15 protein-coding genes are annotated in these 15,938 nt (G+C 39.4%); 12 read left to right on the forward strand and 3 right to left on the reverse strand.

From position 1 onward, the window contains the following. Positions 1-96: 96 nt before the first annotated feature. From BLO34_RS09720 to BLO34_RS09730, 3 genes are all read left to right on the forward strand, one after another. Positions 97-2,469 carry a sodium-translocating pyrophosphatase gene (locus BLO34_RS09720; protein WP_090754859.1) on the forward strand — a complete coding sequence of 791 codons (2,373 nt, stop codon included), beginning with the start codon at positions 97-99 and terminating at the stop codon, positions 2,467-2,469. Between the two features lie 117 nt (positions 2,470-2,586). Further along, positions 2,587-3,639, forward strand: coding sequence for an App1 family protein (locus tag BLO34_RS09725; protein ID WP_090754861.1), 1,053 nt, complete (start codon positions 2,587-2,589; stop codon positions 3,637-3,639). Between the two features lie 165 nt (positions 3,640-3,804). Beyond that, positions 3,805-4,857: a TlpA family protein disulfide reductase gene (locus BLO34_RS09730; protein ID WP_090754863.1), complete on the forward strand. Its 1,053-nt coding sequence runs from the start codon at positions 3,805-3,807 to the stop codon at positions 4,855-4,857. Between the two features lie 158 nt (positions 4,858-5,015). Here BLO34_RS09730 and BLO34_RS09735 read toward each other — a convergent pair whose 3' ends face one another. The 3 genes from BLO34_RS09735 to BLO34_RS09745 all read right to left on the reverse strand — a co-directional run bounded on the left by BLO34_RS09735 (position 5,016) and on the right by BLO34_RS09745 (position 7,144). Further along, the gene (locus BLO34_RS09735) at positions 5,016-5,477 is read right to left on the reverse strand and encodes an outer membrane beta-barrel protein (RefSeq protein ID WP_090754865.1); all 462 of its coding nucleotides are present in this window, start codon (positions 5,475-5,477) and stop codon (positions 5,016-5,018) included. A gap of 232 nt (positions 5,478-5,709) precedes the next feature. Further along, positions 5,710-6,327, reverse strand: coding sequence for a deoxynucleoside kinase (locus BLO34_RS09740; RefSeq protein ID WP_090754867.1), 618 nt, complete (start codon positions 6,325-6,327; stop codon positions 5,710-5,712). 1 nt (position 6,328) lies between these two features. Beyond that, positions 6,329-7,144 carry a hypothetical protein gene (locus BLO34_RS09745; protein WP_090754869.1) on the reverse strand — a complete coding sequence of 272 codons (816 nt, stop codon included), beginning with the start codon at positions 7,142-7,144 and terminating at the stop codon, positions 6,329-6,331. 191 nt (positions 7,145-7,335) lie between these two features. Between BLO34_RS09745 and rplM the strand changes: the two genes are divergently transcribed. The 9 genes from rplM to BLO34_RS09790 all read left to right on the forward strand — a co-directional run bounded on the left by rplM (position 7,336) and on the right by BLO34_RS09790 (position 15,888). Further along, positions 7,336-7,791 (forward strand): 50S ribosomal protein L13, encoded by a 456-nt coding sequence (gene rplM, locus BLO34_RS09750; RefSeq protein WP_090754871.1) that lies wholly within the window; start codon positions 7,336-7,338, stop codon positions 7,789-7,791. A gap of 4 nt (positions 7,792-7,795) precedes the next feature. Then, positions 7,796-8,182 (forward strand): 30S ribosomal protein S9, encoded by a 387-nt coding sequence (gene rpsI / locus BLO34_RS09755; RefSeq protein WP_090754873.1) that lies wholly within the window; start codon positions 7,796-7,798, stop codon positions 8,180-8,182. A 187-nt stretch (positions 8,183-8,369) separates the two neighbouring features. Then, the gene (gene rpsB / locus BLO34_RS09760) at positions 8,370-9,179 is read left to right on the forward strand and encodes a 30S ribosomal protein S2 (RefSeq protein WP_090754874.1); all 810 of its coding nucleotides are present in this window, start codon (positions 8,370-8,372) and stop codon (positions 9,177-9,179) included. Between the two features lie 36 nt (positions 9,180-9,215). Continuing rightward, positions 9,216-10,178 carry a translation elongation factor Ts gene (tsf, locus tag BLO34_RS09765; RefSeq protein ID WP_090754875.1) on the forward strand — a complete coding sequence of 321 codons (963 nt, stop codon included), beginning with the start codon at positions 9,216-9,218 and terminating at the stop codon, positions 10,176-10,178. Between the two features lie 123 nt (positions 10,179-10,301). After that, the gene (locus tag BLO34_RS09770) at positions 10,302-11,207 is read left to right on the forward strand and encodes a hypothetical protein (RefSeq protein WP_090754877.1); all 906 of its coding nucleotides are present in this window, start codon (positions 10,302-10,304) and stop codon (positions 11,205-11,207) included. 66 nt (positions 11,208-11,273) lie between these two features. After that, on the forward strand, positions 11,274-12,200 hold the full coding sequence (locus BLO34_RS09775) for a hypothetical protein (protein ID WP_157686762.1): 927 nt from the start codon (positions 11,274-11,276) through the stop codon (positions 12,198-12,200). Between the two features lie 60 nt (positions 12,201-12,260). Beyond that, a complete protein-coding gene (pyrH, locus tag BLO34_RS09780) occupies positions 12,261-12,968 on the forward strand; it encodes a UMP kinase (protein ID WP_090754881.1) in 708 nt (235 codons plus the stop codon). A gap of 42 nt (positions 12,969-13,010) precedes the next feature. Continuing rightward, the gene (gene frr / locus BLO34_RS09785; RefSeq protein WP_090754883.1) at positions 13,011-13,565 is read left to right on the forward strand and encodes a ribosome recycling factor; all 555 of its coding nucleotides are present in this window, start codon (positions 13,011-13,013) and stop codon (positions 13,563-13,565) included. A gap of 133 nt (positions 13,566-13,698) precedes the next feature. Further along, positions 13,699-15,888 carry a DUF5686 family protein gene (locus BLO34_RS09790; protein ID WP_090754885.1) on the forward strand — a complete coding sequence of 730 codons (2,190 nt, stop codon included), beginning with the start codon at positions 13,699-13,701 and terminating at the stop codon, positions 15,886-15,888. The last annotated feature ends 50 nt before the right edge of the window (positions 15,889-15,938 follow it).

The following is a 15,938-nucleotide window of genomic DNA, read 5'->3' on the forward strand; positions in this document are numbered from 1 at the left end:
GATAAAAAGCACCATTTTTCCAGAATCCTCTGTACATAATTATCGTTAACAGAATTTTATTACTTTAGCGACACTTTAAAATCAATTGAAAAAAACATGGAAGAATTAGTTATTTATCTGCCACTCGTACTGGCAGCTTTGGGGTTTGTATTTATGCTGACCAAAAGATCGTGGGTAATGAAGCAAGATGCTGGCGACGGTAAAATGAAGGAGATTGCAGACCACATCTATGAAGGAGCCCTAGCGTTCTTGAAAGCAGAATATAAACTACTTACCATATTTGTTATCGTTGTAGCGGTGTTGTTGGGAATCGTATCTCTTGTAGTACCTACCACGCACTGGATGATCTTGATCGCGTTTATTTTTGGAGCATTGTTCTCTGCCTATGCAGGAAACATCGGGATGAAAATTGCTACACAAACCAATGTTAGAACCACTCAAGCTGCAAAAACCAGTTTGCCAAAAGCCCTGAAGGTTTCCTTTGGCGGTGGAACGGTAATGGGATTAGGTGTTGCGGTACTTGCCGTATTGGGACTGACGTTGTTCTTTATTATTTTCTTCCATTTATTCATGAATGGTGAATGGGCTCCAGCCGAATTCGGCGGAGTGATGAAAACTCCAGGTGAGTTAATGACGATCGTTCTTGAAACGCTTGCCGGTTTCTCCCTAGGAGCAGAGAGTATTGCACTTTTTGCGAGAGTTGGTGGTGGTATTTACACTAAAGCTGCCGATGTAGGCGCTGACCTTGTAGGTAAAGTAGAAGCTGGAATCCCAGAAGATGATCCTCGCAACCCTGCAACCATTGCAGATAACGTAGGTGATAACGTAGGTGATGTTGCCGGTATGGGCGCTGACTTGTTCGGCTCTTATGTGGCGACCGTTCTAGCGGCCATGGTATTGGGTAACTATGTGATACGTGATATGGGTGGTGATATCATCAACCAAGGTTTTGGCGGGATAGGTCCTATCCTATTGCCTATGTCCATTGCTGGAGTTGGAATCATCATATCTGTCATAGGAACATTATTGGTAAAAATTAGCAGCAATGACGCCAAGGAATCTCAAGTTATGGGAGCGCTCAACGTGGGTAACTGGACATCAATTGTTCTTGTGGCACTTTCTTGTTTTGGATTGTGTTACTGGTTATTACCGGACACGATGACTATGAGCTTTTACGGTGAAGGAATGATTACAATTTCTTGGATCAATGTTTTCTACGCAACGCTAGTAGGTCTTGTAGTAGGAGCAGTCATCTCATCCGTAACGGAATACTATACAGGATTGGGTAAAAAACCTATTCTTAAAATTGTACAACAATCCTCTACTGGTGCAGGAACAAATATTATTGCCGGTCTTGCTACAGGTATGATATCAACTTTCCCATCTGTAATTCTTTTTGCTGCCGCGATCTGGGCATCCTATGCTTTTGCAGGATTCTATGGTGTGGCGCTTGCTGCAAGTGCGATGATGGCTACTACAGCTATGCAATTAGCGATTGACGCGTTTGGACCTATATCTGATAATGCCGGTGGTATTGCAGAGATGAGTGAACAAGAACCTATCGTACGTGAGCGTACGGATATTCTGGATTCTGTTGGAAACACGACGGCAGCAACTGGTAAAGGATTTGCCATCGCATCTGCAGCATTGACTTCGCTAGCACTTTTTGCAGCTTATGTAACGTTTACTGGAATTGACGGTATCAACATTTTCAAAGCGCCAGTACTGGCAATGCTATTCATTGGTGGAATGGTTCCCGTTGTATTTAGCGCACTTGCGATGAATGCTGTTGGTAAAGCTGCTATGGAAATGGTACAGGAAGTAAGAAGACAATTCCGTGAAATTCCAGGAATTATGGAAGGAACCGGAAAGCCAGAATACGATAAGTGTGTGGATATTTCTACCAAGGCATCGCTGAAAGAAATGATGTTGCCTGGAGTATTGACCATTGGATTCCCATTGGTGATTGCTTTTGTTCCAATGATTTTTGGAATGGATTCATTAGCCATTGCAGAAATGTTAGGTGGTTATATGGCTGGAGTTACCGTTAGTGGTGTTCTATGGGCGATCTTCCAGAACAATGCTGGTGGCGCCTGGGATAATGCCAAAAAGTCCTTTGAAGCTGGTGTGATGATCAACGGTGAAATGACTTATAAAGGTAGTGACGCTCATAAAGCAGCGGTTACCGGTGATACGGTTGGTGATCCATTCAAGGATACTTCTGGTCCATCCATGAATATCTTGATCAAATTGACTTGTTTGATAGGTCTAGTGATAGCTCCAATTCTAGGTGGTCACAGCGAGGAAGTTGGTACAGCCACAATCCCAACTGAGATCATCATTGAGTCTGAAACAGAAACAGAAACTGCACAAAACGAAGAGCTTTTAGTTGCTTGTGATGCTGGAATGTATTATTTCAAACCTGCAAATGCAGCAGAACGCGCTCTTAATCCTTTGGCAGAGAGATAAATTCAAAACCTAAAAATGCAACAAAGCCGTTCTATAAACAGAACGGCTTTTCTATTTTAAGATATTGATTCATGGGATGATTTTGATAGATTGTATCTTTCAGATTCAATCTAATAAATGGGAATTTTCAAGCGCGATCCGTGGATCATCGATGTCTTTAGAACCTACAGCGGCGAGTTTCATTTGTATGTGCGTGGACGCGCCTTACAGGACCAGCCGTTAAAGCTGTACGAGCATCAAACCATCTACCAGACGTTGCGCAATACCTGGCGCACCTTCCAGACAGATGAGATCAGACGCATACCAGTAGTACTCACCTTGCCTAACGGCGAGCAATACAAATCGGTTACTGATAGTGAAGGCTACTTTCTCTTTGACATAGATACCAAACACGACTTGCAAAACCTCGCAGATGAAGAAGGTTATTTGCCTATCACGATTTCTTTTGATGAGAACAATCCCGCTTCCCATTCGACAGGCTCAGGACGCGTCGCGAAAGCGAAATCACAACAACGCATCTCATTAAACAAATTCACTGGCGAGACACTCGTGCCACCTACCACAACCGCTTACGGGATTATTAGCGACATTGACGACACCATCATGAAAACCGGAGTGACCAGCTTTCTCAAGTTGCGTGTAGCTTTCAATACGTTTTTTAGAAACTACGACCGTAGGATACCATTTAAAAATGCGGCCAACTTCTATCAATTGCTACATCGCGGCGCTTCAGGAAAAGATCAAAACCCGATGTTCTATTTGAGCAACAGCCCATGGAATTTGTACCGTTATCTAGAGAAGTTTGTGGATTTTCATGGCTTTCCAAAAGGACCTATTCTTTTGCGCGATTTTCCAACACCATGGGATCGCACGCCCAAACGAGAGCGACCGCACAAGGAACACGAACTCATCAATATTTTAAAGCACTATCCAGATCAGAAATTCATCTTGATAGGCGATGCTGGAGAACACGACACCACCTATTATACGAATGCAGCCACATTATATCCAGAGCGCATCAAAGCGATCTATATAAGAGCTGTAAACCACCGCAAAAAAGAAGCCGCCATCAAAGAAATGGCAGATGCTTTTAAGGTATGTCCAGTTTTACTAGTCAAAGAATCACGAGAAGCGATCGAGCATGCAAGGGAAATGGGTTGGATTGTTTAAAAAACCAATCGACTAGATATATGTAACCTTTTGTCGAGCAGAACCAAGCCAGACTGCTTTAAGGTTTGTAAATAAATAGAGCATTGAAAATGCAATCTATTTGAATATCAGTATACTCTCAATACTTCCTTTTATATATTAGTAAAGCCTTTAAGCAACACACATATGAATAGAATCCTAATTTTAGCATGCTTAATCCTTATCGTTGGTTGCAAAAAAGATCAAGAACCAATTGAAGAAAACCTATTGGACCTCAACCTATACTTGACTACTGAAGAAAAAATTGACAGTGTCTGGATAAATGATATTACTCAAAACCGAGAAAGACTTTCCATGGTATATAGTGATACCATGCGCTTCAAGTTTAAAGACAGCATCAATGATTTGTATAATATTTGGTTTTGGAGAAACGGAGAAATCGTATCGAGTCCCAATCCAGATTCTCAATTGTGGTTAAAAGGGGATAAAATTCAAATAAAAGGGAAAATTGAAAAAAAACTTATTGTCGATACGTTATTAAATTCTCCCATGTATTACTCTTCCAAAGATTTTAGGCAGGAGTATCGGGAACTTTTTAAAAATGAGACCAGTGCTGGAGAAAAAAATAAGTTTATTATTCAGCAGATTAAGGATAATAAAAACGGTGCTCTTTCTCTTGAAATGGCAGGCTACTATTATAGATTGAATGAAAACAATCCCGAAAACCTGAGAATCTTAAATCAGATTTTACTCCAGCAGAATGTTACTTTACGGAATCATCCTACATTCAATGTGTTTGAACAAGTAAATACGAAACTAAATGACTACCCTATAGACCTTTCGAAATATTCATTTCTTGATGTAGAGAATAAGCCAATTGAATTAAACCTTGATGCAAGTGATAAATATTTGATTGATGCTTGGTTTGTAGCTTGCCCACCATGTGTGACTGACCATAAGATAATGGCTGAAGAACTAGAGCTTTTAGAATCTAAAGGAGTAAAAGTTATAGGAATCTCTATTGATCAGGAATATGATGTCTGGAAAGAATATCTAGTAAAAAATAAATATAATTGGCAGAACTATAGGGTCAATCCAGATAAGCCAAGAGATGAACTGGATAAGGATCTTAGGCTTGGCGCCTACCCAAATTATTTCCTTTTGAATGGAAACAGAAATATTCTAATCTCAACCAATTCATATGATGAGATCAAAGAATATTTAAAAATCAATAGCTAATTACTTGTAAAAGGATTTTGAGTAAAATTTCTTTATGAAATAAGTTTATTCTTGAGAGACAATAATAAGATCATCTTAGATTACCTATTTAGTACTCGTGGAAAATAGAATGGTATATAGCATAACTCAAAAACTACATCTTTACAGTCACATAATATTTAGTTGAACCTATACCCTACCGATAGTTGGATAATTGTATTTCTCGGTTTAAATCCATCTGAGCTCTGTGTTTCTTCTAACTCAATTAAGGTGGCAAAACCTTGTTGAATGTTAAGCTCTGTAAAGAAGTTCTGAATATTAAAGCCTACTCCCAGATTAAAGCCATAATCAACTTTACTTTCTAATTCTCCAAAATCTTGATTGTACCTTTCCTCACTTATTACAAAACCAGCATAAGGTCCTGCGATCAAATACGGTTGATTGAAAAATTTAAATTGTAGCGGAATATTTAAATAGTCCAGCTTATACCTAAAATCAACCGACGAAAAGGAACCATTATCTCTGCGATCTTTTTCGGCATCAGATTTTGTGGTGCCTTGCTGAGAATAGGCAATTCTTGGACTGAATATTATAGCATTTGTAATTGGTAAATCATAACTGAGCCCTAGATGTATACCAATACCATTTTGTGATCCTTAAAATGGATAATTCTCTGCTTCGGTTACATTTATATGATTGATCCCGCCAAAAAAAGCAAGGCTTTTTTGAGCATGACAAGCAAATAGACATAATAGTAAAGTGGAACAAAAAAGAAAATACTTCATTCGTGAATCAAATTTAAGTCAGTATGATACTATAAAACCTTAAAGAAATTACGCCTCTAGAACTCGAATGTAAATTCAAACAAATTTCTTAAGCAAACAACCCAGTCATCTCTGCATCAATCCTATTGATGATGTCTCCTAGATCTTCTGGATTATTGACAAAGTCGATGTTGTCCACGTCGATGATAAGCATATTGCCTTTATCGTAACCATGAACCCAGGCTTCATAACGCTCGTTCAACCGGCTGAGGTAGTCGATGGAGATGGTGTTCTCATAATCACGACCGCGTTTGTGGATCTGGTTCACGAGATTAGGGATAGAACTGCGCAGATAGATCAATAGATCTGGAGCTGCTACTAGTTTTTCCATCAGGTTAAAGAGTCTACTGTAATTATCAAAGTCTCGTTGTGATAGCAATCCCATCGCATGTAAGTTAGGTGCAAAAATGCTAGCGTCCTCATAGATCGTACGATCCTGAATGATTTTCTTACCGCTTTCACGTATTTCCAGCACTTGGCTAAATCTTGAATTCAAGAAATACACCTGCAAATTAAACGACCATCGCTCCATGTCCTGATAAAAATCTTCTAGGTATGGGTTTTCAAGAACGTCCTCAAATTGTGGCGTCCATTTGTAGTGTTTGGCGAGTAGTTTGGTTAAGGTTGTCTTTCCTGCTCCTATGTTTCCGGCGACGGCAATGTGCATGTTAGTTCTTGTTCTGGTTAGTCGTGTAGGCGCTCAATCCAGCGCGGCTGTAAATATAGAGTTTTCCATTCTTTAGGTAAAGGGATTTTGGCGGGTCTTGAGTATCAACTTCAAGATCATTTTCAACCTCTACAAATTGGTAATCCTTTGTAAAACGATATTTTTTGTAGGCGGAATCCTGCTTTATAATAAGTTGTTCAAAATCATAATCGGCTAGTTGGATGTTAGTTAGTGGCAGCTCGCTGGTCTTGCTGGCATAGTTATTATAACTCGCGACTCCGCGATCAGTCACCAGATGGCTGTAGTTATAATCAGTTAGCATTTTTGTAACTCGGTCTTTGATGACTGGCGATGCTACGACCAGTTTATCATTGATATAATCATACAACTCTAACCGCTGTAAATCGATGTTATACAACCACAAACGTCGCTCACCGGCAAGACCGGCAAACTCAAAATAGCGATAAGGTTTAAGCAAATCCAATTCAAACCGCTGGGTTTCATTTAGCCTGTTATCCAGCAGCACAACCGTTTGTGTGTCTTTATAGAATAGCAAGATCTTTAATGGATTGATCAAATCGACGCTTGTCAAATCGCCCAACTGCACGTCGTAGAATTGAAGGACGTTCGATTTAGATTCCAACGTGCCTCTATAAAATACATTTTCCTTACCGTAATATATATTGTTGAAATCATCCACACCATAGAAAGCATCTGCTACCAACTTTGATGGCTGGTTGCTGGATGGTTGTGGTGATTGCGCTTTCGCGAAAGCGAAAAAACAAATACATCCCAACAAGGTAAAAATCAACTTCATAGTATCCCTATATTTGCAGCCGTTATTGCAATGCTTTAAAAATACGACTTCCCGAAGTCGTGGGTATCATGCCACCTGTAAATAAGTTGTGTAAAATTATTTGCTAGGGCTTGTCAATCAAATTTTTAATAGTACATTTGCAGCCCGATTTTAGTTAGTAAAATCGTCAAAGAAATTAAAACTATTTCACAGTGAATACTTTAAGTTATAAAACCGTATCAGCTAACAGCGCTACCGTAAACAAGGAATGGGTACTGATAGATGCTGCTGATCAACCGTTAGGCCGTATGGCTTCCATCGCTGCTAAATTCCTAAGAGGAAAGTATAAAACTAACTTTACTCCACACGTTGACTGTGGTGATAATGTTATTATTATCAATGCTGCTGGAGTACAATTGAGCGGTAACAAGTGGGATGATAAGAGTTACATACGCCACACGGGCTACCCAGGTGGACAACGTAGTCTTACCGCAAGAGAGCTTTATGACAAAGATCCTGCAAGAGTAGTAGAGAATGCCGTAAAAGGTATGTTGCCTAAAAACAAATTAGGTGCTACTATCTATCGCAATCTTAAAGTATATGCTGGAGCTGAGCATGAGCAAGGCGCACAACAACCTAGAACAATCAATCTTAACGAGGTAAAGTAAACCTATGGAGACAGTACACAAAATAGGTAGAAGAAAAACTGCCGTAGCTCGAGTATACCTTACAGAAGGTAAAGGAGAAGTAACGATCAACAATAAACCACTAGATAAGTATTTCACAACTGGAATGCTTCAATACAAAGTGAAGCAGCCGTTTATGTTGACTGACGATGTAGATGGTTATGATGTTAGAGTTAATGTTTTTGGTGGTGGTATCACTGGCCAGGCAGAAGCTGTACGTTTAGCGATCTCAAGAGCACTTGTTGAAATCGATGCAGACAAGAAAACATTATTGAAAGCTGAAGGTCTTATGACTCGTGACCCTAGAATGGTTGAGCGTAAGAAATTTGGTCAAAAGAAAGCGAGAAAGAAATTCCAATTCTCAAAACGTTAATACAATACAATCCTTATCGTCCCGCAATCGCGGGACGGTATTTTTGTTCTTTATTTATTATTTTAATTTGCTGTCAACTCGATTGCCGTCGAGTGCTAGTTTAGCATCTAAATGGGTCAGGCGCGTCACGATCATCGGGACAACCACTAATCCATTGCTATCTGACAGAACGTAAACTATTTAAGAAATGGCAAATACAATTGAAGTCAAGGATCTACTTGACGCTGGTGTACACTTTGGACACCTAACCCGCAAATGGGATCCCAACATGGCACCATATATCTATATGGAGCGCAACGGGATTCACATCATCAACCTTTACAAAACCAGTGCAAAACTGGATGAAGCTAACGCTGCATTGCGCAAAATCGCTGCATCTGGACGCAAGATCCTTTTTGTTGCTACTAAGAAGCAAGCTAAAGACATCGTCGCAGAACATGCAAAAGATGCTGGCATGCCTTACATCACAGAAAGATGGCCTGGTGGAATGTTGACCAACTTTGTAACTATCCGTAAGGCAGTTAAGAAGATGGCTACTGTTGACCGTATGAAAAAAGATGGTCGTTATGAAACTCTTTCTAAGAAAGAACGTCTTCAAGTTGACCGTATGCGTGCAAAGTTAGAAAAGAACTTAGGTTCTATCTCTGACATGTCTCGTATGCCTGCTGCCCTTTTTATCGTTGACACGGTACGTGAGCACATCGCCGTTGCAGAAGCATTGAATCTAGGAATACCAATCTTTGGTATGATTGATACTAATGCAAATCCACGTGATATCGATTATGTGATTCCATCTAATGATGATGCATCCAGATCTATCGAGATCATCATCAAGTCTGTTACTGATGCTGTTAAAGCTGGACTGGAAGATCGCAAGACTGAAAAGTCAGAAGATGATCAACCTAAGCCAAAGAAAGCTGCAAAAGCTGACAAGAAGGATGACAAGCCTAAAAAGGCCGCAGCTAAGAAAGCTGACAAATCTGAAGAAGAAGAATAAATAACTCTGTAAATACAGAATTAAAAAACGTACAAAATGGCAAAAATAACCGCCGCTGAAGTAGGTAAACTAAGAAACACCACCGGTGCTGGTATGATGGACTGTAAAAAGGCCCTTGTAGAAGCAGAAGGTGATTTCGATAAAGCAATTGAAATCCTTAGAAAGAAAGGTCAAAAGGTAGCTGCAAAGCGCGCCGACCGTGATTCTTCTGAAGGTGTTGTTGTTGCAAAGATCAATGATGATGAAACTAGAGGTATTCTTCTTTCATTGAATTGTGAAACTGACTTTGTAGCTAAGAACGATTCTTACGTAGAGCTTGCAAACAAGGTTGCAGACATTGCACTTGATAAAAATTCTAAGGAGGAAGTTCTTGCAGCAGACTTTGACGGTATGACCGTTGAAGAAAAACTAGTAGAGCAAACTGGAGTTATAGGTGAGAAACTAGAAATAGGTGGCTTTGAAGTATTTGAAGCTCCATTTGTAGGCGCTTATGTACATGGTGGAAAAATTGGTGCGTTGACTGGTCTTTCAACTGAAAGTAAGAACAAGGAAGAAGTAGCAAAATCTGTAAGTATGCAAGTAGCTTCCATGGGAGCAACAACGCTTTCTTATAAAGACTTCACTCCAGAATTCGTACAATCAGAAACTGAAGCTCGTATCGCTGTGATCGAGAAGGACAATATTGAATTAGGACGTTTAGGCAAGCCGCTTAAAAATATTCCTAAGTTCATCTCAAGATCACAAGTAACTGATGAAGCTCTTGCAGATGCAAAAGCTGAATATGAAGCTGAATTGAAAGAGCAAGGCAAACCAGAAGCTATTTGGGATAAAATCATCCCAGGTAAACTAGAGCGTTTCATCTCTGACAACGTTTCTCTTGATAAAGAATTGGCTCTATTGGACCAGAACTTTATCATGGATGACAAACTTACCGTTGCAGAATATGTAAGTTCAAAAGACGCTGATGTTGTAGGATTCAAGAGAGTTTCTCTAGCCTAATCAACACTTTTCAAATATTAAGAATCCCGTTCCATTAATTTGGAACGGGATTTTTTATTTCTTGCTTTTTAAGCTTTGGAGTTAAATTAACATGGGTTGTGATTCGTCATTATATATTGCGGCATGATCTACAAAACATTCCTTTTTATTGCTCTAGTGGCTAGTTGTGAGTCTGGTGATCAAGCCACAGAAACTGTCGCAGAACAGATTTTTGAGATCAATACAATCGCCGGTCTCGACCCAAGCATTACAGAATCCTCTGGAATCATCGCCATCGACGGTTCCTTATATACACATAGCGATATGAGAGGTAAGGCAGAGCTTCTGGAAATTGATCTAGATGGCTCTATAAAAAACACTCAAGAATTCCAGAATATTGAAATTCGAGATTGGGAAGATATCACCGCTGACGACAACTCCTTATACATAGGTGATATAGGAAACAACCTTGGTAACAAAACAGATCTTAAGGTTTTTAAGATCAGTAAAGACGCGATTAACACGTCCAATCCTGATGTTGAAACCATTACGTTTTCATTTGCAGATCAAACTGACTTTGACAATACAGAACTCAACCAGACCAGCTATGACGTCGAGGCACTCGTCTCTAGAGGCAACGACCTGTTTGTGCTTACTAAAGACTGGCTCAATCTCAACAGTAATATTTATAGATTGAATAAGCAGCCTGGAACCTATGCGTTGGAGCCTTTGGCAACCTTAAATATTGGAGGATTGGTGACCGGTGCTACCAGCAGTCCTGAAGGTGATATCATCATTTGTGGTTACAGCCCTACCTTATCGCCGTTTGTAGCTCGTATCAAGTTCAATGAAGGAGTTCCGATTTTGGATCGCAAGGTAGATCTTGGTAGTTTAATCGGTAATGGTTCCCAGATTGAGGGAATCACATATTTTGACATCATTGATGGAGCCGCGACCTACTACCTTACCAGTGAGAAATTCACCAGAAATTTTGCTGGCAACGAGATTGTATTGCCTGCAAATCTTTATGAATTGAAATGGAATGAGTAGGATAAGCAGGCTTTCGCGGAAGCGTAACACACTAAATCATCACAACAAATCAACGAATCCATATTCATGAGAAACTTTTTACAACTTAAGATTTCCATTCTACTTATATTGCTCACCACTGCATCGTGTGTGACGCAACGACAAGTTCCAAAAATCCCTAGAAACGCAACGATTTTAAAAGGTTTTAAAGTGATTGCTGATCTTGATCTTGAAATCACAGAAACTTCTGGACTTGAAACCTATAAGGGTCAACTTATCACCCATAATGACAGTGATGCAAAACCTATCATTTACATCATGGGGACTGACGGCAACATAACCGCTCAAACCGAATTCAAGAACATGAACAATGTGGATTGGGAAGACATTGCAAAGAGTGAAACCGATCTATTTATTGCAGATATAGGTAACAATTACGGTGATCGTACAGATTTGAAACTTTATAAAATTCCGTTGGATCAAATCTACAATTCTCAAGTACGACCTGATCTTATAGAATTGGAATATGGAGCTCAAAAGAGTTTCAAACGACAGAATCAAAAACACTCTTTTGATGGCGAGGCCATCGTTTATGCAAAAGACAGGTTGCTTTTGTTTTCTAAAGATTGGAGCAATTTTAATACAGATGTTTACGAACTGGCCTTAACAAATGAAAAGCAAAAGCTTTTGAGTATTCAAAATATAGGAATCAATGGTCTAGTTACTGGTGCGACATTCAATGGGAAAAATCGTATTGTGCTTTGTGGATACAACAGCGCGCTTCAACCTTTTGCTGCTGTTCTTAAACTGAACAACAATGGAGATATCGCATTAGTGGAAAGAATAACATTACCAATCGATAATGGAGCTCAAATTGAAGCTATTACCTATTTTGAAACCGTAAATAATCAAGAAGTCTATTACTTATCCAGCGAAGCTGTGAATTTGAGGTTAGGCGAAGATGAAGCCAAAACCAATGGACAACTTTACAAGATGACTCTAAAAATTGAATAAGCTCAGGTAGATTTGATTCTGCTTGATTAAATTATATTTGCAGCGCACACAACACATTCTATGAAATACAAACGCATATTACTCAAATTATCTGGAGAAGCCCTGATGGGAAATCGCCAATACGGGATCGATCCAGAACGCCTCGCAGACTATGCCAGTGAGATCAAAGAAGTGGTCGATCAAGGTGTCGAGGTAGCGATAGTAATAGGTGGTGGTAATATTTTTAGAGGTGTTGCAGGAGCAAGCAATGGCATGGATCGCGTTCAAGGTGATCATATGGGAATGCTAGCTACAGTAATTAACGGTCTCGCTTTACAAAGTGCCTGTGAGGATGCTGGTATACCAACAAGATTGCAGACAGCTATTCAGATTAATGAAGTGGCAGAGCCTTTCATTAGAAGAAAAGCGATGCGTCATCTTGAAAAGGGACGTGTAGTAATCTTTGGCGGCGGAACAGGTAATCCGTATTTCACCACAGATAGCGCAGCGGTATTGAGAGCCATAGAAATTGAGGCAGATGTCATACTTAAAGGAACACGTGTAGATGGTATCTACACGGCAGATCCAGAAAAAGACAGCTCTGCAACTAAATTTGATTTCATATCCTTTGATGATGTATTGACCAAAGGTCTAAAAGTTATGGATACCACAGCGTTTACGTTGAGTCAGGAAAATGAGTTGCCAATTATAGTATTTGACATGAATACACCAGGTAACCTTATCAAGCTGATCAAGGGCGAATCCATAGGAACTAAAGTACAGATGTAAAATTGGCAAGCGATTTGCCACAGGTTTTTTAAAAAGAATAACATGAACGAAGAAGTAGATTTTGTTTTAGATAGCGCCAAAGAAGACATGGATAAAGCTATCGCTCACTTAGAAAAATCATTATTGAATATACGTGCCGGTAAAGCTAGTCCAGCAATGCTGGGTGGCGTTATGGTTGATTACTATGGTAGTCAGACACCTTTGACAAGAGTAGCAAATGTCAACACACCAGATGCACGCACGATCACTGTCCAACCTTGGGAGAAAGGATTGATTCCAGAAATTGAAAAAGGGATCATGATTGCCAACTTAGGATTGAATCCCATGAATAATGGCGAAAGTGTCATTATCAACGTTCCCGTGTTAACTGAAGAACGACGCGTCCAACTTGCAAAGCAAGCCAAAGCAGAAAGCGAAGAAGCAAAAATAGGTGTACGCAACGATCGCAAAGTGGCCATGAATGAACTTAAGAAATTGGATATATCTGAGGATCTTCTTAAAAATGCCGAGGATGATGTTCAACAACTAACTGATAAGTACATTGCTCAGGTGGAAGAAATGTTTGTCGCTAAAGAAAAAGAGATCATGACCGTGTGATCTTCAAATTTGAAACTAGAAAAGCTGGCTATCGCCAGCTTTTTTTTGGCCCGTTCACATCACAATATCTTCCTATAATAAGCGACTGATTCTTAACGTTTAATTAGCTTTGGCAACATTTCTACATTTCCCTATGAGGTTCCTTTTTTTATTCTACATTTTTCTAGCGAGCTTTTTTGGTTATGGTCAACAAGATTCTATTTCAAATTCTGAGACCCAACTTGTAAATGATATTATCAAAGCGGAAGCATCGAATAATCCGCAGTTGAAATTTTCTCAATTTGAATATGAAAGTTACGAAAACTTAAAAATTACTGGAGACCCAGAAGCCATTACTGGTCCAGGCTACAAAAAAACCGAGTTGCGCAAAACCATCAAGCAAACACAGGTTTTCTATGCAGAAAAGACGTCCAACTACATTTATTCTGACCAATACGGCTTAAAAGAACAAATCACAGCTGCAGATATGCCTGGCTTTAACGAACCTGTATATCCTATTTATAACATCAATTTCCAGTCTTCCAGCGCCTATCAATCGCCCTACATTATTTTTGATAACAAATACATCAACCCTGTCTCAATGCAGGGTTTGAATAATTATTTATACGCAAAAGGAGCAGATTCATTGATCAATGGACGCGAGGTGGTCAAGCTCAATTTCATGCCAATTAAGGAGAATAATCCAGCAGCGTTGGAAGGTCAACTATTCATAGATAAGGAAACCCTGGCTATTGCAAGAGCTGTTTACACAACTACCGGTGATTTAAATGTGCAGGCCATACATAATTTTGAGTATCAAGATGAATTAGACATCTGGTTCAATACAGAACGATTTCTTTCCATTAAAAAGGAAAAAGATAAAAAGGAACTGGAGCTGTTTGGTGCTAGGTTCCAAGTTGGTATTGAGAAAACAGATAAGAAGAAAACGACTAATGAAGATCTTTATGTATTTCTGAAGGCTATCAATTACAACTTTACAGATAACTTAAAAACAGAATACGGTCGTCGCGGTCTCACAAAAGAAGTCCTCGATGAAGCCATTAAAAAACCTGCGGAATATTGGGAACCTTACAGAACAAGGTCTAACAATACAGACGACGAGTTTGCGTCTTACAAGAATATTGATAGCGTCGTCGTTGCTACCAATATCACCAAAAAACTGGAAACTCTGGACAAATTCAAAGTGGGTTATTATCCTGTCGGGTTCTTTGATATTGACCTGAAATATTTGATCAAGTACAATAACTACGAGGCATTCAGATTGGGAATAGGCGGTACTACAAATGAGAAATTATCTGAACATTACCGGTTAGGTGGTTACGTTGCTTATGGAACTAAAGACCGTAAATTGAAATACAATGTAAACGCTGGTTACAGACTCAATAAAGAAAAAAACACATGGCTCAATGTTTATCACACAGATGATATCAATGAATTTGCTGCAGAATCCTTCTTGACTGACGCTCGAGTTTATTCCCTCTTTGAACCTCGTTTGGTCAATATCCCAACATTTTATTTGTACCGCGAGTATGGTCTATCACTCCAGGAACGACTGGTACCATCAGTGATTAGTGAAGTTTCGCTTTCGCGAAAGCGAATTGATCAAACAACACCTTACATATTTCAATTAGGTGATACCTCTTATTCAGATTACGTTTTAACCGAGCTGAAACTAGGTGTTAGATGGAGCCCATACAGCGAGTTTATGCGCACACCAAATGGGTATGAAGAAAGTATCAAGGGTTTTCCTGTCTTAAGCGCACAACTTACCAAAGGGTTTAGTGATGTAATAGATTCTGACTTTAACTATGTCAAAGTCTCTGCAAAAGCATCTTACACGAGACTGCATTCCAACAAATCAAGCACAGAATTTTCTTTAGAAGGTCATTATGCAAGTGGTGAGGTTCCTTTAACACATTTATTTCATGCCTATCCCAATGCTCCTAATAAGGACAGAGTTTTACAACGCTTTTCTGTAGCAGGTCGTCGCAGTTTTGAAACCATGTACTTTAATGAGTTTTTCTCTGATAAGATAGCCGTAGGTCAAGTGAAGCATGAGTTTGCGCCCTTTATAATTGCACCTTATCTACAACCAGAATTGGTTTTAATCACTAGATATGCCTTAGGCGATCTAGATGATCAACAGCAACACCTCAATATTGAATTTGACACCTTGGACAAAGGTTACCTAGAAAGTGGTTTTGAACTTAACAAATTAATCTATGGGTTTGGCTTAAGCGCTGCTTACAGATATGGTGCCTATCATTTACCGCAGTTCGAAGATAACCTTTCCATCAAATTTACTTTTTACCTAGAGCTCTAGTAGTAATTGGAAGCCTCATAAATATAGCAGTACCTTTGCATACTGTTTGA

Origin of the sequence: Nonlabens sp. Hel1_33_55, assembly GCF_900101765.1 — a bacterium.
Classification (GTDB): Bacteria; Bacteroidota; Bacteroidia; order Flavobacteriales; family Flavobacteriaceae; genus Nonlabens.